The organism is Acetobacterium wieringae (genome assembly GCF_023700225.1).
Lineage (GTDB): Bacteria > Bacillota > Clostridia > Eubacteriales > Eubacteriaceae > Acetobacterium > Acetobacterium wieringae.
The window spans coordinates 858,395-880,400 of the sequence record NZ_CP097897.1 but is presented as its reverse complement, the minus strand read 5'-3'; the positions used below and the strand labels follow the sequence as shown (position 1 = coordinate 880,400).

12 protein-coding genes and 1 pseudogene are annotated in these 22,006 nt (G+C 42.6%); 2 read left to right on the top strand and 11 right to left on the bottom strand.

Annotated elements, in window-relative coordinates:
• Window positions 1-162: 162 nt before the first annotated feature.
• From CHL1_RS04350 to CHL1_RS04340, 3 genes are all read right to left on the bottom strand, one after another.
• On the bottom strand, window positions 163-5,766 hold the full coding sequence (locus tag CHL1_RS04350; protein WP_250934846.1) for a leucine-rich repeat protein: 5,604 nt from the start codon (window positions 5,764-5,766) through the stop codon (window positions 163-165).
• Window positions 5,767-5,968: 202 nt separating this feature from the next.
• Window positions 5,969-7,972, bottom strand: coding sequence for a hypothetical protein (locus tag CHL1_RS04345; RefSeq protein WP_250934845.1), 2,004 nt, complete (start codon window positions 7,970-7,972; stop codon window positions 5,969-5,971).
• Window positions 7,973-8,330: 358 nt separating this feature from the next.
• On the bottom strand, window positions 8,331-9,065 hold the full coding sequence (locus tag CHL1_RS04340; RefSeq protein WP_250934843.1) for a transposase: 735 nt from the start codon (window positions 9,063-9,065) through the stop codon (window positions 8,331-8,333).
• A 111-nt stretch (window positions 9,066-9,176) separates the two neighbouring features.
• Between CHL1_RS04340 and CHL1_RS04335 the strand changes: the two are divergent.
• Window positions 9,177-9,557, top strand: a pseudogene (locus CHL1_RS04335) (IS21 family transposase); the annotation flags it as partial.
• Window positions 9,547-10,314 (top strand): IS21-like element helper ATPase IstB, encoded by a 768-nt coding sequence (gene istB, locus CHL1_RS04330; protein ID WP_250934841.1) that lies wholly within the window; start codon window positions 9,547-9,549, stop codon window positions 10,312-10,314. The pseudogene CHL1_RS04335 and the gene istB, both read left to right, overlap by 11 nt.
• On the opposite strand, the gene tnpA is transcribed toward istB, so the two are convergent.
• The 8 genes from tnpA to CHL1_RS04290 all read right to left on the bottom strand — a co-directional run bounded on the left by tnpA (window position 10,228) and on the right by CHL1_RS04290 (window position 21,626).
• On the bottom strand, window positions 10,228-10,737 hold the full coding sequence (tnpA, locus tag CHL1_RS04325) for an IS66 family insertion sequence element accessory protein TnpA (protein WP_250934840.1): 510 nt from the start codon (window positions 10,735-10,737) through the stop codon (window positions 10,228-10,230). The genes istB and tnpA overlap by 87 nt on opposite strands.
• Window positions 10,738-12,032: 1,295 nt before the next feature.
• Window positions 12,033-14,261 (bottom strand): hypothetical protein, encoded by a 2,229-nt coding sequence (locus CHL1_RS18620; RefSeq protein WP_175440988.1) that lies wholly within the window; start codon window positions 14,259-14,261, stop codon window positions 12,033-12,035.
• A gap of 642 nt (window positions 14,262-14,903) precedes the next feature.
• Window positions 14,904-15,965: an Rpn family recombination-promoting nuclease/putative transposase gene (locus CHL1_RS04315; protein ID WP_070372855.1), complete on the bottom strand. Its 1,062-nt coding sequence runs from the start codon at window positions 15,963-15,965 to the stop codon at window positions 14,904-14,906.
• Window positions 15,966-16,168: 203 nt separating this feature from the next.
• Window positions 16,169-16,609, bottom strand: a complete 441-nt coding sequence (locus CHL1_RS04310) for a hypothetical protein (RefSeq protein WP_139142417.1) — start codon at window positions 16,607-16,609, stop codon at window positions 16,169-16,171.
• Entirely contained in the window at window positions 16,558-16,953 is a 396-nt protein-coding gene (locus CHL1_RS04305) for a hypothetical protein (RefSeq protein WP_070372853.1), read from the bottom strand. Before CHL1_RS04305 ends, CHL1_RS04310 begins: the two co-directional genes overlap by 52 nt.
• A gap of 41 nt (window positions 16,954-16,994) precedes the next feature.
• Window positions 16,995-17,855, bottom strand: coding sequence for a tyrosine-type recombinase/integrase (locus CHL1_RS04300; protein ID WP_250934838.1), 861 nt, complete (start codon window positions 17,853-17,855; stop codon window positions 16,995-16,997).
• Window positions 17,856-18,390: 535 nt separating this feature from the next.
• Window positions 18,391-21,069: a hypothetical protein gene (locus CHL1_RS04295; protein ID WP_250934836.1), complete on the bottom strand. Its 2,679-nt coding sequence runs from the start codon at window positions 21,067-21,069 to the stop codon at window positions 18,391-18,393.
• The gene (locus CHL1_RS04290; protein ID WP_070370127.1) at window positions 21,069-21,626 is read right to left on the bottom strand and encodes a hypothetical protein; all 558 of its coding nucleotides are present in this window, start codon (window positions 21,624-21,626) and stop codon (window positions 21,069-21,071) included. The genes CHL1_RS04295 and CHL1_RS04290 overlap by 1 nt, the downstream gene beginning before the upstream one ends.
• Window positions 21,627-22,006 lie beyond the last annotated feature (380 nt).

The following is a 22,006-nucleotide window of genomic DNA, read 5'->3' as shown; positions in this document are numbered from 1 at the left end:
ATTATATCATACTATCCTGATGATGTTATCGTCAAAAAATAAAAAATCTTTAATGGATTCAGCAAATTTCCAAATCAAAACTGGGTTTTCTAAAGAAATAAAGCTCCCAACCGGCATCAGCCAGTTGAGAGCTCCATAATTAATACGATCGGATCTAGTTGATTATTCTGTTACAGCAAGTGAGTTGGTCACTTCACTTCGCGATATCGTTTCATTTTTACTGTCTTTTATATCCACATAGAAGGTATAATTCCCTGCTGTTGGTGGCTTGTAGGTGTAGTAGTAGGTCGTTGAAAAAGCTCGAATAATCGTCTCTTCACTGTCGCCCTCTTTTTTCATGGAGAACTGATAGAAATAGGGTTTGATGCCATCTTGTCCAGTGGCCGACAGTCGGACACTGCTTCCCAATGCCATGCTGGTTTTGCTGATGAGAAAATCTTTTATCGAAGCTTTTTTAATCACGGCGTAGCTGTCGATGGTTTTTTCGGTAGTATTTGAAGTTACATCCTCATTTTTATTATCGGTTACCTTAACGAAGAATTGATAGGTGCCCACTTCGTCTAGCTTAAAGCTAATGATTCCCGGTGTCGCATCGGCTGTTTCGGTAATCGTCACCGGTTCTTCACTCCCCCGCTGATACGCGAATTCATAGTTATAATCGCCACTACCGCCAGTAACGCTGGTTGTCAACGTAACATCTTCTCCTTCATACTGCTTGCCAGTAGGCGACACGGAAAAACGTCGGATGATCGGTGGATCAATCACCTGATATTCCATCAATGTTGCGCCATCGCCATCAATGTTGCTGATCAGATTATTGGCATCGGTAACTACTACCCCAAAGGAATAAAGTCCCGGCTTCATTGGCCGATAGCTGATATATCGGGATGTGGTCGATGAACCAATTTTTGTCCATGTTTCTACATCATCTTCGTCGTTTTCGCTATCCAGCTTGTAATAGAACTGATACTTATAAGGAGTTTTTCCACCGATTCCGGTGGCGGTCAATTTAATTGTTGTACCAACATTCTGAGGTGTTTTCTTATCCACCACCAAACTCTTGACACCAACATTTCCCAGCACCTTAAAGCTGCCAATTTTTGCCGTAGTCGTTGCATAATTGTCATCCGTCACTTCCACAAAAAGGTTATAGGTACCTGCCTGATCTGGTACAAAATCAGCGTTTGCTATCCGGAGATCTGCTGTGGACTTCGTATCCATGTATTCGGTCACTGTTCCCTTGGTCCAATAGAAGAGATAGCTCATTTCACCAATCCCGGTATTGGAAGCCACCGTTGCGGTCAGCTCAACCGAGTCCCCAGCATAAACCGGCAATCCGGTTTTATTGGTTGTTAAGCTCACCACCGGTGGATTATAGACATCAAAATCAATGCTTTCGGTGGACGCAATCCCGTTGGCATCGGTAATTTTTACCAACAGAATATAGGTTCCTTCCGTTTCCGGCTTGAAGGTGGCATAATTCTTTGTTTTATCGCTCGGGATCAGACATGCTGCATAATCAGCTTCATCGATTGTATCCGCTTCATTTTCTCGCAGTTTCTGGTAAAAAGTATAGGTAAATGGTGCTTTTCCACCATCTGGAGTGGCTGTCAACTTAATTTCGGTGTTAATATCCTGACCTGACGGTTTGTTGGTTTTAAGACTTTTTACCCCGAAGGTTCTAAAAACCACAAACTTGCTGAGGGTATACGTTTCACTCGTCAAGCCAGAATCTTCATCCTTGGCACTAACATAAAAGGTATACGTACCGGCAATGTTCGGTGTGAAACTGGCCACATTTCCTGTTACATTGGCAGCATCGATGGTGCCTGATTTTGAACCAACCTTGTAACCGAAGGTATAGGTCAAATTGTCGCCGCCGGCACCGGTTTTTTTGGTGGCGGTTAAGTTAATCGCTTCTTTTACATAGGAACTGGTCAAGCTGGGTTGCGGTTCTTCTGCTTCAGGATCTGTTACTGTCAAACCGGTTATAATTGGCGGATCTGTTACTGTCAATGCCAGCGTCTTTTCAATGGTGTTTAAACTGACAGCCCCGTTTTTATCGGTAATTTCTACAAAAAAGGTGTAGTTTCCAGCTTCAGTCAATGAAAAATCGATACTTTTCAATGAAGGGTTTGCCGAATCAATATCGGTTTGCGCTTTAATTACATGGCCTTCATCATCTTCAATTTTATATGAGAATTGATAGGTGTAGGGTGAAACTCCGCCTTTACCGGCTGCTGTTAAGCGAATCGTATCACCGATAATCAGTCCGCTGGTTTTACTGGCTTTTAGACTGGTGACTTCCAGTCCAGTGTTGACCTTATAACCAGTTATTTTTTTCCTGACGCTACTGACGCCATCAGAAACAACTACCTCAAAGGTATAGGAACCACCGCTCAAAGGTGTATAAATAACATCGGATGGATCACCATCGTTATCCGGGAGCTTTTCTGTGCTGCCATTGACATAAAAGGCGTATTCCAGTGCATTTTCACCGCTTCCCTCTGCGACATCAGCCTTTAGAGTGATTTCTTTTCCAGGATAAACCGGTGTCCCTTTGACAGGGTTGGTCGAAAATTCATTAATAATCGGTGGATTCTTGATTTGATAGTTCGGCAGTTCTGAAACGACTTTAATTCCATTGGCATCAGTCACCGTCACCCGCAGTGTATAGAAGCCCACATTTTCCGGATTGCTAAAGGTGAGCACTGCTGTTTTAACGATCGAATCTTCTTGAATGGTCGCTGTAGTGCCCAAAGCATCTTCCCATTCAAAAGTATAAGAATAAGGTGATTTCCCGCCAGCCGCCGAGGCCGACAGTTTTATGGCTGAGTTAATTGATGTTCCCGAAGCTTTATCTGTTTTAAGCACTGCTGTCAGCGTTTTTAATACCACCACATTTTTTAGGGTTCGGCTCGCTATCAACTGATCCGCATCACTAACATCCACGACCACACTGTAGGTTCCTGCCGTGGTCGGCGTAAATTCAAAACTGTTATCATCAGTCTGGGTCACCGTCTTAACGACATTCGATCCATTTTTGATGGTAAAACGATATTGAATCGATCCCGTTCCGGTGCCCTCCTGCAATACTGCGGTGATCAGAATGGGATCATTGACATATATTGCCGCTCCGGGATCATTGCTATTGACCGCAGTAATTTCACCAATCACTGGACCATTGACAATTTTATAGTTTTCAATGGTCTCGGTCGTGGTTTGCCCGTTGCCATTGTCATCGGTTATTTCTACTTTCAGGGTGTAGTTACCAACCTGAGTCGGTGTGAATAATACTGTATTGGTTGTCGGCAGCGCTTTTTGATCTAATTCAACCGGACTGGCACCATCTAGTTGATAGGAAAACTTGTAAGTGTATGGTGTTTTGCCACCACTGCCATTGGCCGTCAATTTGATCGGGGTATTAACATTCTGACCAGATAATTTGTCCGTCACAAAGCTTTTAGTGGCTACTGCTGACAAGACCTTATAGCCGGTTTTTGTCGCCGTCGTCTTCAAACCGGTCTGATCGGTGACTTCGACTAGATAAGTATAGGTGCCGGCCACTGATGGCGTCACACTGATCGACGCTGCACTGCCATCAACCTGAGGATCGGTCAGTTCCACTGTTTTGGTACCCAATTTATAATAAAAATGATACGTAAAGGGTGCGGTACCACCCTCCACATCTGCCTGAAGGATGACTTCATCCCCAGCATAATGAAGGCTTTCCTCATCACGATCTGTGGTTAGCTGAACCAGCGGATTATCCTGAATGATAAAAACAAGTGATTCCGCTTCCGTCTGAATCCCATTGGCATCGCTGGCAACTACAGTAACGGTAAATTCCCCGGCTTCAACCAACGGCAGACTAAAATTGTTCGTTGCCATGGCTACGCCCTTATATACACTTTCTCCGTCACGGTCACAGCTAAACTGATAGGTATAGGGCCCCTTGCCGCCACTTGCTGTTGCGGTAAATTTTACGGTTGTATTGCGGTTCTGGGGCGATGTCTTATCTGATTTCAGGGTTACCTCTGGTTTAGGTAATACTGTAACCGTGTTGGATGTGGCACTGGCTACCATAACGTCATTTTCATACACTTCAACATAGAACTGGTAATTACCAGCTGATGGCAGATTGAAAGCTTGTGTCGTTTCGGCCACTTTGGAAACAATCGGGATTTTTGTCGAATCTGAACCAAGGGTATAATAGTAGGAGTACACATAACCCGCCTTGGCTCCGGTTATGTTCGTTGTCAGGCTGACTTCATCCCAAACATACGCTGGACTGCCATCAGCTTTTGCCGCAGACAAAGCGACTACCGGAACAATTTCAAAATTTTCAATGGTTTCTTCAATAATTCGACCACTGCCGTTTTTTAGTTCCAGAATAAGATCGTAATAGCCGGCCTTTGTCGGAGTAAAGTTGGCCGTCGCTGCGGTTGAAAAATCCTGAATCAAAATTTCTTCGCCATCCTCATGGAGTGCCGAGAAACGATATTGATAGGCCGTTTTCCCGCCAGAACCTTCGGCATTTAATAGGATCTCCGTCCCGATAGCATGGGCCTGCGAATTATCCGGTGATGCCGTAAACGATTTGACAGCCAGATCATCCACAATGGTATAATTCAACATCTCACTTTTAGCTATTAAACCTTGTTGATCAGTGACTTCCACATAAAGATTATATATGCCCGGTTGACTGGGAGTAAAGGTGGCTTGGGGTGTTGCCGAATTGCCAAGTTCCTGAGAAACCTCACCACTGGTATAATAGAAACGGTAATTTAGCGTCCCGCTGCCGGTATCGGCGACTGTTTCTACCGTCAGCAAAATCTCACTGTCATAATACTGAGGCGAGACCTTGCTGGCTTTAAAGCCATTTTCGGCAATCACTGGTTCATTGGTTACCTTGTAACCACTTACAGCCTTTAATGCTGTCTTACCACTGCCATCGGTTGCCCTGACATAAAAGGTATAGGTGCCGGCCAAAGTCGGGGGGAAATTAACTGCATTCGAGGCGGTGTCCATCGCAATTGTGCCTGTCGACTCCGTCCCATCATAGCTGATCAGATCCCAGAAAAAGTCATATTTAATGGTTCCGGTACCACCAGAGACTGCGCTCGTTAGCGTAACGGGATTACCCACTCCAATTTCAGTATCGGGTGAGACCAGAAATTCATCCACTGTCAAAAATTCGATAACGTTAAATGGTATTTCCGGATTTGCTTCCATTGCATAGTCTTTTGCCGTTGAGGGTGATTCACCGTAAAGTTCTACCAATAAGCTGTCTTTAAACATGCCGTACCCCTCCATGATTGTCACGGATTTTGGGATGCTGACACGTAGCAAGTTTGAGCAATTGCCAAAGGTCGGGTTTCCTTCTGTTGAATAAATGGCAGTCAGGGTAGAGGGCAGTTCGATTTCAACCAGGACATCACAATCGTAAAACACCCCATCTTTCAGGTAAAGGAGGTAATCCGGAAAGTTAATGCTGGTGATTGCCAGGCCCTTAAAAACGTTGCTGCCAATACCCACAACCTTTTTGCCACCCAGCGTGTCGGGGATTTCTACTGTTGGTCCTCCATCAGCAAAGGAATACGCGGTGATCTCGACCCCTCCATCCACTGTCGTCCAGGTGAACGTGCCATTCGTCTCCATCGTCGTTATTCCACTGTCTTCGGCCCATACGTTAAGTGGCATAGAGGTCAGTATCATCATAAATACCAGTATCCAGCTTACCCCTTGTTTGATTCGTTTTTTCATCCCGATTACCTCCTTGTTATCACATATATTTATAACACTTCGATTATTTTATTTATTGCCTTCGCCATCATACAGCGTATTAAAGATATCGACATTTCAAATCAATTCGTTAGTTTTTTTGGATAAATATTAAAGTGCAATTGCCCAATAACCCGAACAATTGCACTAAAATTTAAGAGATAATTCTTTTTTGCCTATTAATCTATGGATTAATATAGATATCCATGTTTGCCGTTGTCCCAGCTGCACCACCATCAAGAGGCGTAATTGTAAAGGTGACCGTTGCCACCGTATTGCCCTCATCGATTATTAAACCCGTTGTCGGATTAATCACTGCGGTACCGCTATCGATCCGAGTAAATGTGATGCTATAATCCGTTTTATCGATTCCCGCTGCAGAAATAATATCATTCGCCCGGGTCAGAATATTGTCCCCAACCGTGCGAACCCCAAAATTAGATGTGTTAATTTTGGCATTGGCAACTACATAAGCTGCGCTATAAACCAGATTTTTCTGAGCTGCGACAATTTTTGCTGTTGCAGCATCCACATCCGCCTGGGTGTTATCGGGTGTCACCGCATTTGCCGTCACCACTGTTTGATAGGTTGTCCAGGAAGCTGGTGTATAATTTGCTTGCTGGACTGCTGCCAAAGCAGCATTATAAGCCGTCAAGTCTGCGCCTTTCACTAAAATAGTCTGTTGAAGTGCGATCAATGTGGCCGTGTAACTGTCTATCACCGACTGGGGATAATTCTTTAAGGTATCAGCCGCAATAGTCGTAATAGCCTTCACCTGACTGTCATTGGTATAGGCGGTAAATGAAGCAGTGGTATAGGGACCATCACTTACCTTAATGTTTTTCGCTGCATTAAATGCCGTTAGATCAGCCGTTTTTACCAATTTCAACTTGGCACTGTCAATATCGGCGGTAGCCGCATCAATGGTTGACTGAGCAGTATCTTTGGTAATTGTATCATATACCCATTTACCGTCTGTCAGCGTTCCATAGTTCTCGCACTTTGCTGTATAGGTATTCCAGGTACTTGAGGTATACGGCGCATTGGCTGCATCTCCACCATACTGGACATAGAGAGCAATCGCTTTATTAAAATTTGTTAAATCAGAATAAAGCACCAGACTTTTCTGGGCTGCCAAAATTTTAGCAGTTGCTGCATCGACTTCGGCCTGGGTATTCATGTTTGTAACCACATTGGCATCAACCACAGCCTTATATGCCGTCCAACCAGACTTGACCATGTCCTGGGTCACGGCTGCCAAGGCAGCTTCATAATTTGTTAAATCTGCCAGTTTGAATAGATTTTTCTGGGCTTTGATTAGCGCAATGGTCGCTGCATCCACTTCGGCCTGAGTATTTTCTTCAGTCACCACATTGGCTTCCACTACAGCCTGATAGATCGCCCAGGATTCTGGCGAATAGTCGGCTTCTTTTACGCTTTCAAGCACGTCATTATAAATGGTTAGATCTGCTTTTTTTACCAGGCTCAGTTGCGCTTTTTCAATTGCCGTGGTTGCTTCAGTAATTTTGTTGGCGATGTCTTCTTTGGTGACAACATTCTTGGCAACGACATCCTGATAAAGATCCCAGGATGCGCTGGTATAGTCATCTTCATTGACCTGGCCCAAGACCGCTTCATATTTGTCAAAAGCGACTTTCACTGGGGTTTCAACAATTTGTATTTCAATGGCTTCCAGCCTTAGACCCTTACCTTCTGATCCAGACAAAGCGCCATCGGCTACCCAACCCTGAGCCCAGCCTTGATTTTGAATATGGGTGCGATATTTGATTGAATAATCCGCAGCATCTGTGCCAGTCAGTTTGATTTCAATGGCTTCCAGCCGCAGACCCTCTCCCACAGAACCGGCCAGATCACCGTTTGACACCCAACCTTGAGCCCAGCCCTTGTTCTGAATATGAGTCTGGTATTGTATTCCTAAACCATCCGGCACATCTCCCGATAATTCAATCTCAATTCCTTCTAAACGCAGACCTTTGCCTTCCGATCCAGAAAGGCTGCCATCGTGCATCCAGCCCTGAGCCCAGCCCTCGTTTTCAATATGAGTACGGTACGCCACACCAAAAGCCATATCTGCTGTGGTATCTGTTCCTTCGGCCAAAACAACGGTTGGCAAGCCCATGATCATCATGCACATACCTACGATAATACCTATTCTTAATTTTTTCACATTGTACCTCCGTTTATATTTGTTTTATGTTTCTTTTCATGTTAGCTTCTCCTTAGAATTTTACACCTTAATGCCCTTTTTTGCAATCTAAGTTTGACAGACTCTTATATATTGAAATTCCAACACAAATACCATTGGCACCTGCGTCGGGATTGGCTGGTTAGATCGGATGGCACTATAGTCTGGAACATCCTGTCACGGCTGTCAACGCTAAATCAATTTGGAGCGAAAAGATTCCCCCATATTTACCAGCCACTTCAAAAACTTAAAAAGACGACCCGAGTCCCGAAGAACCCGAATCGTCTCTATTCTCTGTTTTTAAAGCAACCAAAGTAAGAAACCGCAATAAAATTCTTACTTACTGTTCTTTGATCGCGTTTTCGATTATTCGTTTTCCGATTCCCAGCACCCTACTCAATTGCCGAATGCTACAACTCGTTTCCTTATGTATTATCCGGATACATTCATTTCTTTCTGTCTTGTTTAAGCTCATTATTCCAGAATATCGCTGATTCTCTTTAACCATAGCCTTGATCCCGTCATCAGTATATTTTACAAAAGTACTCGCATCAAGACAATCATCCTGATTAACCTCACACGAGAACTTTTCAAAATCAGAAACTTGTTTAAAATAGCTTTGCATGAAATCAGTGTCAACATATTCTGCTGTTATCCCATGATATGCATCAAGATAGTTTTGATAACTACTCCATTTATACTCAGACTGTGTTGCTACAATATGTGCCTTTAATGGATTATTATGAATATAACGCAGAACTGTCAATAAATAACGTTCATCATCCACTGCTTCACTACTATATCGGTTTTGAAATAAATGGCCCTCTCTTCCATACTTTTGGTTATGGAATCTAACGTACCCAACTGTGATGCGTTTAATGCTTACGCCTAACTCTTCTCCTTCCTTTATGAGCAAGTGGACATGATTATCCATCAAACAATAAGCATAGAGTTTAAATTCTCCCGTTTCCTTAGCTCGCTTCAGTTTTTCCATAAAGTACATTTTGTCTTCATCATCCATAAATATGTTTCGACTGTCTATCCCTTTTAACATCACATGATAAATACTTGTCATACTTCTTACTCTTGCCTGCCTCGCCATTTTTTACCTCACTTCTTAGTCCTCTTTACTACATTCTATCACACTCTTCTAAATGTGACAACAGAAACGTCCCCATGTCTCCCCCATATGCCGGAGGATCATCAGAAATACCTGGAGTGGAATGGCGATCGCTTTATTGAATGGGCCCATAAAATCGGGCCCCATACCGTTACGACGGTAAAATCGGTTCTGGCTTCCTTCAAGGTCGAACAGCAGGGTTACAAATCCTGTATGGGTCTGTTGAAGCTGGCTGATAAATATTCGGTCAACCGTCTGGAAGCCGCCTGTAAAAAGGCCTTGTCCTATACGCCTCATCCCAGTTATAAGAGTGTTAAAAATATTCTCACAACCGGACAGGATAAACTGTCCGATCAACCAGAAAAGGATCATGAGTCATCTGTTGAAAATCAATACGGATATACCCGGGGGGCCAGCTATTATGGAGGTAAGCATCATGACGAATGAAGCCACCCTCAATAAACTCATCGAAATGCACCTGTCAACAATGGCTGATGCCTTCCGTCTGCAATTGAACGATCCCTCCATGGCGGATATTCCGCTTGAAGACCGGTTCGGTCTGATGGTTGACCGGGAATATACCAGCCGCAAGAATAACCGGTTGCAGCGATTGATCAAAAAGGCTGGTTTTGATCAGTCCCAGGCAAATGTTCATGACATCAATTATCAGGCTGGTCGAAAACTCAATAAAAAACTGATTGAACGCCTGTCGACCTGTGAATACATCCGGGAAGCACACAATATTATCATTGCCGGGGCAACGGGTACGGGTAAGTCCTACATTGCCTGTGCTCTGGGAATGGAAGCCTGCAAACACTACTACGCCACAAAATACATCCGTCTGCCGGAACTGCTGGCTGAACTGGCGGTTGCCAGGGGCGAGGGCAAGTTCAAAGAAGCGATCCGGCACTATCAGAAATACACCCTCCTGATCCTCGATGAATGGTTGCTGATCAAACTGACCGAAACGGAAGCCAGGGACTTACTGGAGATTATCCACGCCCGTCATAAAAAGGTTTCCACAATTTTCTGCTCTCAGTTCGCCCCACTCGTCTGGTACACCAAATTTCCTGAAGCCACTGTCGCCGATGCCATTCTTGATCGGATTGTTCACGATTCACACAGCATAGAGATTCAGTATATCGACAAGGAGCATGATCGCTCCATGCGAGAAATTTACGGAATTCATTCTAAAAACACTTAAATAGCCACTTGGCACCATGTCGAAACGTTTGAAACCACTGTCCGGTCTCGGAGACATGAGCCTCCGGACAGCCTGGTTTTTCCAGCCGAAATATTCAATGGTTTCCGGGGCAGCTCCATCCATCACCTCAATCGTTGCCGATGGAAGATTAATCACCACTGCTGGACTCCGGTTCGTTTTTCCCAGACTCATCGGAAGTTTGGCAAAAGTAACCGGTTCATCCGGTTCCAGTTGTGTGGACACCATTTCCTGGCCACAAGCTTGTTGACGGATGCGTTTCAGCCAATAATAATAGGATGTTTCTTTAACCAGATTCTGCTGACACCAGACCTTGACGGTCATTCCACTTGACCGTTGATCCTGAATCAGTTGTGTCCACTGTTCCATGCGGAACTTTGTTTTAACTGGAGTTATTTCATCCATTTGCAATACCCTCCTGTGCAGTTTTTCAAAGTCACTTGAAAAACTCGAAAAACTACAACTTGAAAAACTTTGGTTTATGTTTGGAGTCTATTATCTCATGGATTTATTCAGGATGTAAGGCACCCTGTTATTGATCGCTTACGAAATCTGGGACGATTTTTTAATCCGAGTCCAAAACCAGTGGCACTGTAGTCCGGATTAGCTGGCTCTGTCATCAAATCGACTGGCACTGTAGACCGGAACGCTCCTGTCACGACTGTCAGCACTGACGGCAATTTAGGGAGAAAATATTTGTGGCACTCTGGACTCGTTGGAGAATTCAGATTCTTTAGTGAGATTTGCAGCTGGAATACTGGCTCAACTCATTGCAAACAGACAATAGCGAAAAGTCACATTCACTGCAGAATAGTTTTCCAGTCAGATCGCTCAGACTTTTTTAACTAATGTGACAACAGAAACGTCCCCATGTCACTTCGTCTGACACAACTGTCGGTACTGACGGCAATTTGGAGAAAAAAATAGACTGGTTGGAGAATTCAAATTCTTCAGCGAGTTTAGCTGGGCAAAAACTGGCCAACAAATTGGAAACAGACAAAAGCTGGAAACCTGAGCCACCAGCTAAATCTTTTCCAGACAGTTTGCTCAATATTTTTCAGCCAGCAAAGTGCACAATAGAACCGTCCCCTTGTGCTCAATTCTAAATGTGACAACAGAAACGTCCCCATGTCACCCCCAGTACAGGTTCCCACGTTCCCTATAAAAGCCTGTATCATGTTCATGTCACCTCTATGCCGGTCATCATATAGTCGGTAATCAGGTTACCTCTATACTTATCCTGGAATGACGTTCAGACTCCAGTTTTGATGACATTAAAACACGTTTCGACACTTGTACGGTGATTCGCTGGTACTCATCTCCATGATTCTCACCTGACAACTCTTTGGTTGCCTTTTCCTTAACGCTCACTACCCTGACTCTTTACCAGAGCAGCTTAAGGTGGTTTGAAACCTCCACCTGAATGGCGGTTCCGAAGGGCCTTCCTTCATCTTCTATAGAGCATAGCTCTGTATTATTTTAAATACTATGCCTTCGTGGCACACAAACGTCCCCATGTCACCTTATACGTTATCCTCCTTTTGAATCGCTTACCCCGTGTCACTCCACCCTGGCAAAAAAGAAAAGACGACCCGAGTCCCGAAGAACCCGAATCGTCTCTATTCTCTGTTTCTATACTATCCACCTCAATAAGTTAAGTTGAATAAGTTAAGTGACAGGCACCGTTTAGTTCTATTATTCTATAGTGTTGTAAATGATGCTGTTGCACCTACTGTTGATAAGTTGCCAGCTGCATCTTCAACAACTACATATGCCTTATAAGCAGTAGCTGTTGTCAATCCTGTCATATTAACAGTTTGAGCTGCAGCTGTAGCAGCAGCAGTTCCTTTCGTTACCGCAGTACCTTGTGCTTTAACAGTTGCCGCTGTTGGCGCAGCATCTGCAGCTGCATATACTAAGTAATAGTATGTACCTGCTTCATCTGATGTGAAAGTCAAGTCAGCTGTTGTTGCTGCAAGGTTACCAGCAGAAATTGCACTTAATGTTGGAGCTGTTGTATCGACAACTACATTCCAAACAGCAGTTTTTTCAAATCCTGTTACAGCTTCGTTCTTATTAGCATCAACTACACTGAATGTGCTTGCTGTTTTAACAACTACTGTAGATGTTGTATCAGCTAAAGGAGTTGTTAGTGTAATGTTAGCAATAGATGCACCTGATGTAAAGGAAACTGTGCTAGCAACTTTTGAGCCATTTACATATACTTCTAAGTCAGCATTGTTAATTGTACCAGTTAAAGCTTCATTGAATGTTACTTTAACATTATTTGTTGCATTAACTTCTGCCAAAGCAATGAATGGTTTTACATTTTCATACAGAGTTACAGCTCCACTGAAAGCCTGAACTGCATTTCCGTTTGTATCGACAACATTATCAACTGTTACAGTGTAGCTACCATTAGTTTGGATAGCGCCTGCTGCCATTGTTAAGCGTACGATTTTCTTAGTAGAATCAGTAAATACCGCATTTGTGAATACTTGTGAGCCTTCAACTTTGTAGTTAGCTAAATTTAATGCAGTTGCATCAGTTACTTTTTGAGTAAATGTAACATCTACATAGTTAGCATCGCCATTAGCTGCTGTACCTTTTGCAGCTGGTGAAGCTGTTGTTGTAACTGAAGCATTTGAAGGTACAACAAATGTTAAAGTTTTTGCAGTGTTAGCCTGTCCAGCTGCATCTTTTACTTCGCCTGCAGGTAATGTTACTGTGTAAGAACCTACTGGAAGCGCTGTAACAGCACCAGCTGTTCCTGAATAATCGTCTGCATTAATTAATAATTCTTTAATACCATCATTGTCTATATCAGCTACAGTTAAGGCAGATTTATCAATTTTTCCACCATCTGTCAATGTGCTTAAAGCATACTGTACATTGTCATAAACATATGAACCTGCTGTAATATCAGCTGGTGTATCTGCTACGATATTACGGTCGAATTTGACTACAATTTTGTTACCACCTGCTGTTGGTTGATATTGTGCGCTTACTAATTGTGGTGAACTTGCAGTAAATGTAACCATTTGAGCTACAGCTGTTCCAGAGTTACCAGCTAAATCTTTGAAGTTTTTAACTGTTACTTTGTGTAAACCTGAAGTAGTTGTTACTGTGATTGTATATGTTTTTCCATCAGCTGAAACAACTGGTGTTCCGATTGCTTTTGTTACATCATCAATATCAATTGTTGGGTTTGCTTGAAGTCTTTCAGTGAACACAACATCAAATGTTGCATTACCACCTGCATAACCAACTGGAGTTATTGAAGTAACCGCTGGGGCTGTTGTATCATTTGTGATAGTAAAAGACTGAATAGTTGGGTTTGGATTAATCAGATTTGTAGCTTTGTCTTTTAATCCAACTACCTGCAATGTATAATTGCCGGCTGTTAAACCTGCAACATTAACTGTAACTTTGCTTTGGTTGTTTGCAGTGACATATGTTGCCTGAGTTCCTGTATTGATTAAACCGAATTTTTTGATTCCGTTAGCATCATATACGGCTACAAATGCATTTACATTTTTCGCATTACCTGATGTATTAGTTGTATCTAAATCCGCATCTTTATCAATTGTAAAAGATAAAGTTTGGCTGTCATCCCAAACAAGAGAACCAGCTACAGGACGGACTTTATCAGAAAGTACATAAACTTTGGCGAAATTTTTGATTTCATTGTTGTAAGGATCTTTTACGCCATTTACGCCAACTGTGGTATTTGCGTCAACGTTTGTTAGTGGTGTGCCTAATGTTAAAGTCGCTACTTTATGATCTGCTGAAACTTCAACAGAAGCAACTGTATTGCCTGATACTGAATATTTGGAAGCAGTACCCATAGTTACAATATCCATTGCTGTGTTGTAGTTAACATTAATTCTAGTAGCATCAACTACAGTTACATCAGCAACTTTAGGCATTGGAATCAGACTAGCCTGAGCAGCGATAATATTTGAAAACGCACTTAAAATCAGAGTTGGATCATTTTGCTAAAACCCACTTAAACCAATACTTCCAGAGATTCCATTAACGCAGAACAGTTTTTCTAAAGATAAAAAACAGAGCGGTATCCTTGTGAATATAAAAAAAACAAAAAATCTATAAACAGGTTTTCAACATAAGAAATTCCCATCCGATTTTCTGAAAATTCAAGTGTTTCCAACAGATTGTGCTACTTTGGCTGGTGTTGCTGAAACCCGGTGATGTTGTTCCTGAATTCCAACCCATCCACCTTTTTTCTTCCTAAAATCCCGTCAGTCGTGTCAGTCTCGTCAGACAAAATGACTGTGTGATCTTCTTAGAAATGATTAAAACAGAAGAAGAAGCTTTTCTGGTTTGGTTCTCGCCACAAAGCGATTCCTCCTTCTGTCCAATCAAATTATCTTGGCATATTCTGTAATCTCAGGCAATCCCTATTTTGATTCTTCCCACACAAACTGTCGGCACTGCCGGGACTGACGGCAAATACGGGAGAAAATTTTTGGAGATCATGCAATTCCTGTTCAGCAATTAGTGGCACTCCATCTGCATTTCCGATCACACTAATTAAACTCCTGCAAGCCTCAGAGGGCTAAAAACTTTTTGACATCATCTAAATTTTCAAAACCTTTAATTCCCTCAATTAATATCTCTAAATTTGTTGAATCCAATTTAGTGATCGCTTCAGAATACTCAGCAGACATGACGCCGAATTTTTGAGTCAATAATTTGATTGCCATTTTGATCAATGCTTTGGTTTCGCCTTTTTCGATACCTTCTTCAATTCCTTCTTCTTTCCCTTTTAAAATTCCTTTTTCAAAACCTTCTTCTCTTAAAACTTCTGCAAGTGTCATCGCTACTTCACTCCCTTCAGGAAAAATTCCTTCAATGTATTTTTGAACAATATTTGAATTCACTTTTGAAAATTCCGGCACAATTTCGTAAACATAACGCAGACAGGTTTCAAAGTACTCCGTAGCTGTCTCTTTTTCATTCATTGCATTCAGTGCTGCAGCAACTCTTTTGAGGGCTTCGAGCAATTCCTGTTCGTCATCCCTGTTGACATGTTTCAGAATTGAAAGCGTCACATAATAACGTGAACCCAGTACAATTGCCTCATCTGGAAATCGATTCAGATCATAGACATGGTAACGGAAATTAGGGATACCTTGCTTGATGTCATCGGGTAATTCATCATAGTCGAGAATCATCGTGTCCAAAGCGTTTCCAAGTTCCCAGTTTTGTTGCCCATGATAAATAACCATCGGAATGATCACCGGGATATGTTTGGCTTTTTCGTTTTTAATTTTTTGATTCCAGATGCTGACCAGATAGTTCAATAACTGCAATCCCACATTTTTGTCCAGATAACTCTTGTGTTCAAAAAGAAGATAGAGATAGGCTTCTTTCTGATTGATGGTGGTTCGAAACAACAGATCTGAACGGGTTTCTTCCAGTTTCTTGCTGACGTAGGTACCATTTTGCAGTTCCAGATTGTTCAGATCAATGGTCTTTAAGATCGAATCTGGCAGGGAGTCTTTTAGAAAATTCTGTGAAACTTCCAGATTCGCAAAGGTCGCCCTGAAAAACATATCATGGGGATTCTGTACTTTTTTCTCAGTCTTTTTTGTCTCAGTCACTTTCATTCGTTCACCTTCTTTGCTATTGTCATCATTATAATCGATCTCCCTTTAAAATGCTATTAAATTTGATCATGATAAAAAGCCTTCTCTCATTCGCCACCTTTTTGCTCCAAAACTATCGACAATGCTGACAGTCCCGGCAGATCATTGTCGGTACTGACGCCACTGACGATAAAAACGGGACAAAAGGGGGGAAGATCATCCGGCTAGCATTTGGCCAACAGCTTGTCCATTTCCCGCTGAAAACCATAACGTCTGAAGAATTCAGTCAGAGCGATTTCAAGAACATCCCGCTGTTTCACATTTTTACTGTCACAATATTCCTTCATTAGTCGAATCAAAGCATCTGAGAAATAGATGGTCTGAGAACCCGCTTTTCCGGGAATGGCATAGCGGGGCAGTGTTCCTTCGGATTGAGGCATCAGCAGTGTCACCAGTCGATCTTTGTTCTGTAGCAGCATCTGAAGTATTGGCAGATAGGGTTCCAGTTCCATCAGTCCCACTGCAGATTCACCACTTTTTCCAGCTGACTTAAAAACACTGTCATTGAGATTGTCCGTTTCTGCCATTGTTTCGTCACTGGTGTTCGCCGTCACTAGGACATAGTTTTTCTTTCCAGAATCCCACAATAACTGCTTACTTTCCATGTATTCACCCAACTCCCGGTGATCTTTAAACCAAACTCCCGGGCAATGGTTCTGGGATCACTGTCATCACCCATTTCTTCAAAACGCTTGATGATCATTTCGGCTTTGAATGGTGCTCCGGATTCCAGTTCGTCAAGAATAGTGTCTGCTTTTGTCACGGCGGGAATGTAGGTCTGATTGTGACTGTCCCAGGTGAAGCCTTTTCGGCGCAGATAGGTGTCCAGGGATCGCCAATTAGCCAGTTCAAAGGTTTCAGCCAGTTCTTTTCTTGTTTTTCCTTCCATCAGGCCAGCCAATGTCTCGGTGACACGCTGATCATAGATGGGTTCCATTGATGCTTTCATTATTTTTTTCCTTTCTTTTTCTGAATCATCGCTGCCAATCCCTAAATGAGATTGACAGCCTGCTGCAGTTGACCAATATCCTGATGAATGTAGCGACTGGTGACGGTGAGATTGCTGTGTCCCAGTAGCTTCTGAACTGCTGGCAGGGGAGCCTGATTTCTGACCAGATTGGAAGCAAAGGAATGTCTCAGAATATGGGCGGTGACATGCTTTTCCCAGCCCAGTTTAGCCACCGTTTCAATCAGAGTCTCATTCACTGTCTGCCGGGAGAGTCTGCCGGTTCGGGTGGTGGCAAAGAAATAGCTGGAAGTGGTTTTGGGTCGGATGGTATTTAAATAATTGACCAGTTCTTCCTTCAGTTTGGCATTGATGGGAATCACCCGATCCTTGTTGCCTTTTCCCTGACGTACCTGAATGAGATTTTTCTTAAGATCCACATCATTTAAAGTCAGTTTGCACAATTCGCTGATGCGAAGACCGGTATTGGCCATGGTGATGGTTGCTGTCTTAACCAACGGATGATCAATATTTTCAATCAGGGTTTCCATTTCTTCCGGGGTCAGATGGGTGCGTTCCTTTTCCTGGTAGGAAATACTCTCCAGTTTTTGGCTGATGTCTTTTTCAACCAGATCACGTTTGAAAAGAAAGGCATAGAAGGATCGAAGTATCGATACCTGCCGACTTCGGGTTTTGGCTGAACTGCCTTTTTCCTTCTGACGGGTGAGATAGCCCTCCAGATCCTTCAGTTCAATGTCATCAAGATAAACCGCTCCGTTGTGCTCCTGTTCAATGAAGAGACTCAGAGCATTCAGTTCCTGCCCATACCCTCGAATGGTTTCTTTTGATCGTTCTTTGGCTTTTAAATAATCCAAGTATGTTTCAATGGCTTTTTTAAGTAGCATTGGTATTTCCTCCTGTTTTTCTTTATTTTTATATTCACAGCCATCCCCACTACAATAATAATATATATCTGGAAGGGGGATTTAATTCGTCTGACTGGGTGATGATTTTAGGATTTGATTACGTTTCTTCTTAATTTATGTATATGAAAATGGTATTTGATCCATTCTGATTTGAAGCCCCCCCTTTGTCCCGTTTTTATCGTCAGTAGCGTCAGTACCGACAATGATCTGACCGCACTGTCTCGACTGACGACAGGTTTGGAACAAAAAGGGGGAATATTTAATTTTTCAGTGGCAATCCATGACCTGAGTCATTAGATAAAAATTCATAAAAAAATAATTGCGTTGTGTCAAGTGGAATCGCCCACGTTTTTTCTGGATTGCATCGATTTTTTCCAATGTTTGAATACGGTTCCACCCTTTTTCCCCGTTTTTTGCGTCAGTACCGTCCCTGGCGACAAGTTTTTGTCGGGACTGACTCGACTGACGATCGTTTGGGAACAAAAAGACGGTGAGTTTTGAGTTGTTTTAATACCTAGTCCAACAACGTGTTGATGTCAATTGCTTCCGTACTCAAAGCTTCTGTCGTACCAAATCCCGAAAGGGGTGTGTTCGTCATGGTTTTCTTCGGATCATCTTCGATTGTCTGTCCGGTTTCCTCATTTTTAACATTGGTGATGATGATCTTCTTGTAGTCACCGGCATGTCGGATTTCGTATTGAATCCCAATTTCTTCAAGATTGCTTTTGATTTCTTTGAGTCGTTTGCTCAACACATTGGCATCCGCTGGCCATATTTTCTGATGGGTGTTGATCTGCTCATCACCAGCAACCATTTCCAGCTTGTATAGTAGTCTGGCAACACTGCTGATCCATTTAAAATTCCCACGCATCAGTGCAATCACGGCTGTCGCTACTGGATTGGAAGCCAATGCTTCTTCATTGACCCGGTTCTGATTATCGAGATAGGCATCCAGGAATTCCTGACCACTTTTACCCATTGCTTCAGCAATAGCGTAACCCCAATAACTGAAATCGGCCATTCTGCCGACTTTTTCCAGTTGCAGATTCTGGCGTCTGGTGATGGCAGCTGAGAGTGTATTGAAAATTGCGCCCATTATTTTTGGCAAATCGGCATTGAAAGTATTCCAAATGACATCTTCCGGAAGTCGTTCATCGACACTGATCCGGGACAATTCCATGGTGATAGAACGATCCAACAAATCTGGTTGGTTTGCAACAATGTTAATCCCATTCAAGACTACACATCGTTTGATTTCCAGAATTGTCTCATCACAGTCGGTGTAGAGGGTTCTTTTGGAAATCGAACCGCCTGTTGCGGCCATACAAAGCATGTTACTTTTATCAACTGACAGGTAGGTCAGATTGTCAAAACAAGGCATATAATGGTTTGTCAAGACAACGGCCAAATCACTATTGGCTGACGGCATAGCCAACACATCCTGTCGGGCGGGATCAACGATTTTTTTCAGCATTCGCATGCTGGTGGACTTCGAAGATCCCTTTTCGCCAAACAATATTAAAATCGGATGGGGAATACCGGGAATCAGACAACTAACCAGATAGCTGGCAAACAAAATCACATCCTGGTCATTTTTAATTCGAAAATGCTTGCCAATCAAATCACTCAGATCTTCTGGCTGAGCACTAAAATCCGGTTCCACTTGTCGTCCCATATTTTTAGGTTGGAAGAAATAGACATCGGTATTGGTGACAATGGAACACCCTGTACTCGTCATTTGAACATAGCGGGAATCATGATGGAGATCATAGTAGTATTTCCCGACTTCTGACATCCCGACTCGGCGATTGATTTCAATTTCATCATCACTAAAATTGGCTTTCATGGCGAGAATCTCCAGTGCCTGATTAACGGCTTCACTGCCCGGAGCCGTCTTTTTGGCTTCATAATAGCGTTTTAGCATGAATTGCTTGAATTTTGTGGTCTTTAGTTTATAGACATAGAGTTTATTATCAATTTCGACACTGGCATATTCTTCGCCGTCGTCTCCATGCAATAGCGTGCAATCACTGAGCAGTTCCAGAATGACATCCGATTGCTTGGCTGGTTCCTTGTCGGCTGATGGATTTTCTGAAAGACCTTCCATCACCGTACTTTCGCCCAGCTGTTTTTTCAGTGACTGCCAATCTTCGCCGATACAACTATTGTGATGACAGCCAGCTGCGACTGCGCCATTGTCAAACTGAATGATGTAGGCTGCGGCATTGGTGTGTTCGGAATTCCAGGGACAGGTACCCAGAACATAGATCGTATGCTTGCCATTCAATTTTTTCTCAAAGGCCAGATCGAGGCCATGCTTTTCAATCAGTTCCGGGATATTCCATTTGGTTCCATTTGCTTTTGGAATCTGCTGGCACACTTCCGGCAGGCTATCTGCCACTGCTTTGATCTGTTCCACTGTTGCTGCCACAATTTGTTCTGGCGCATACAAGAGTTCTGATCGCCGGTGTGGTCTTTCTTCGGTGTTGTCACCCTTGCAAGCCACGGTGCCATAGAGTTTGGTGATTCGGGCTGGATTGTAGGTGGTTCGATCAACTTCGGCGGTGTTGGTTGAGAATCGAAAACTCAAAACTTCCAGAAACTTCTTCAGCAGCTGAACGTTTTCCGGGGTGTTTTCCAGATCCACCGGCAGAATCAGATGGTAGCCATTACCTGAATCGGCTTCAAATGGTTCAGGAAAACCGTGTTCTTTCAGGTAGGGTTTGATATTTTCGGCTAGTTTTTTAGCTTCTGCCTTTTCTTTGTTGGTTGCGGAAACACCAGTTGGTCGCATCGAATCAACATCGATCAATATGTTTTTAATCTTTGCAATGTCTGCATCAGAAGTGGTCTGTTTGGCATGGATCGTCAACTTATTTGGGCTGCGATCCAACAATTCCGACTTCACCTGGTTCAAGGTCATGAAGGTGTTATATTTACCATCATATAAGGCAGCTTGATCAACCAGGGCTTCCACATTGTCAAAATACCCTGAAACCGTACCCTGATCCGTTCTTAGGATTCTGATTTCGGTCAATTCTTGGCCACGTTTAAACTTGTTGAGCGCCTGACGGATTTTGTCTCTGTGCAAGCCTTGTGGTTGCAGGGAACGATCATCATTGATAGCACCAACTTGTTGTCCCATTGTGTCTTTAACATTATTAATTTTTATTTTTATTTTTTGATGTGACATTAACTCCTCCGATCATATTTATTATCCGTATTTTTCACTACTTCTGAATTACTACCCTCATAAGCGGAATTGTCCGCACCATCCATTAGGATAGTGCCACCATTATTTAAGTCAAAAGCGACTAATTTGTGTTGATTCAAGGTGAAAATACTGGTGATGTAGTTCTTTGTTTGAGAACCAGCCCAATATTTTCGAACACTTATGTCAAAGACTGAAGTTCCACAAAACCAATCCTTCATGTTAAATACTTCGTTTTCATTGAACAAGACGCACTCCATTTGCGGATACATTATATGATCAAAAAGAAGTTCAGCGGATTCAGTATGGGTGTAAATTGCTATCCCGATAATTCTAATTCCTTCGAGTATTAAAACTCGATAATCGGTGTCGAAAGTCATGTCACTTACGTTATACCGTTGTCCTGTGAAGGAAGCATAGAGTTCGTAGTTGTGATATGTACCATCCGGCAACACTGGCAATACTGTTTTAATATGCTGAATCGCATCTTCGTCTAATAGGATTTTAGTGATTATTGCCTTCTTTCTTTGTTCAGACATGTCATCCCTCCCTTCTTCAGATTTGAATTCAGACGAACCAACAATTTGATCCACACTACGACCTTGATTACCGTGCTCGACGATTGAACGGGTGTTAATAATTTCTTTTTTTCATTACATAAGGATTCCATTTTTTGAAATCCTCCTTTCAATTATTAGATTTTGCTATCTTTAAAATGATAGTCACTTTTTTCTTTTGTTATTATCAACTTCTTCACTAAATTAATCGTTGATCTCCAATTTCACCTGCCGACTGGTTGGTCTATTTTTTTCACATGATCATCATCCTCCCTTTTCTTGTGCGTGAAAACCGATTTTGATTAATGAACCTATTAGCATCTCGCTCTTGTAAATCTTTGATAGAAATTCAGTAGTCATAT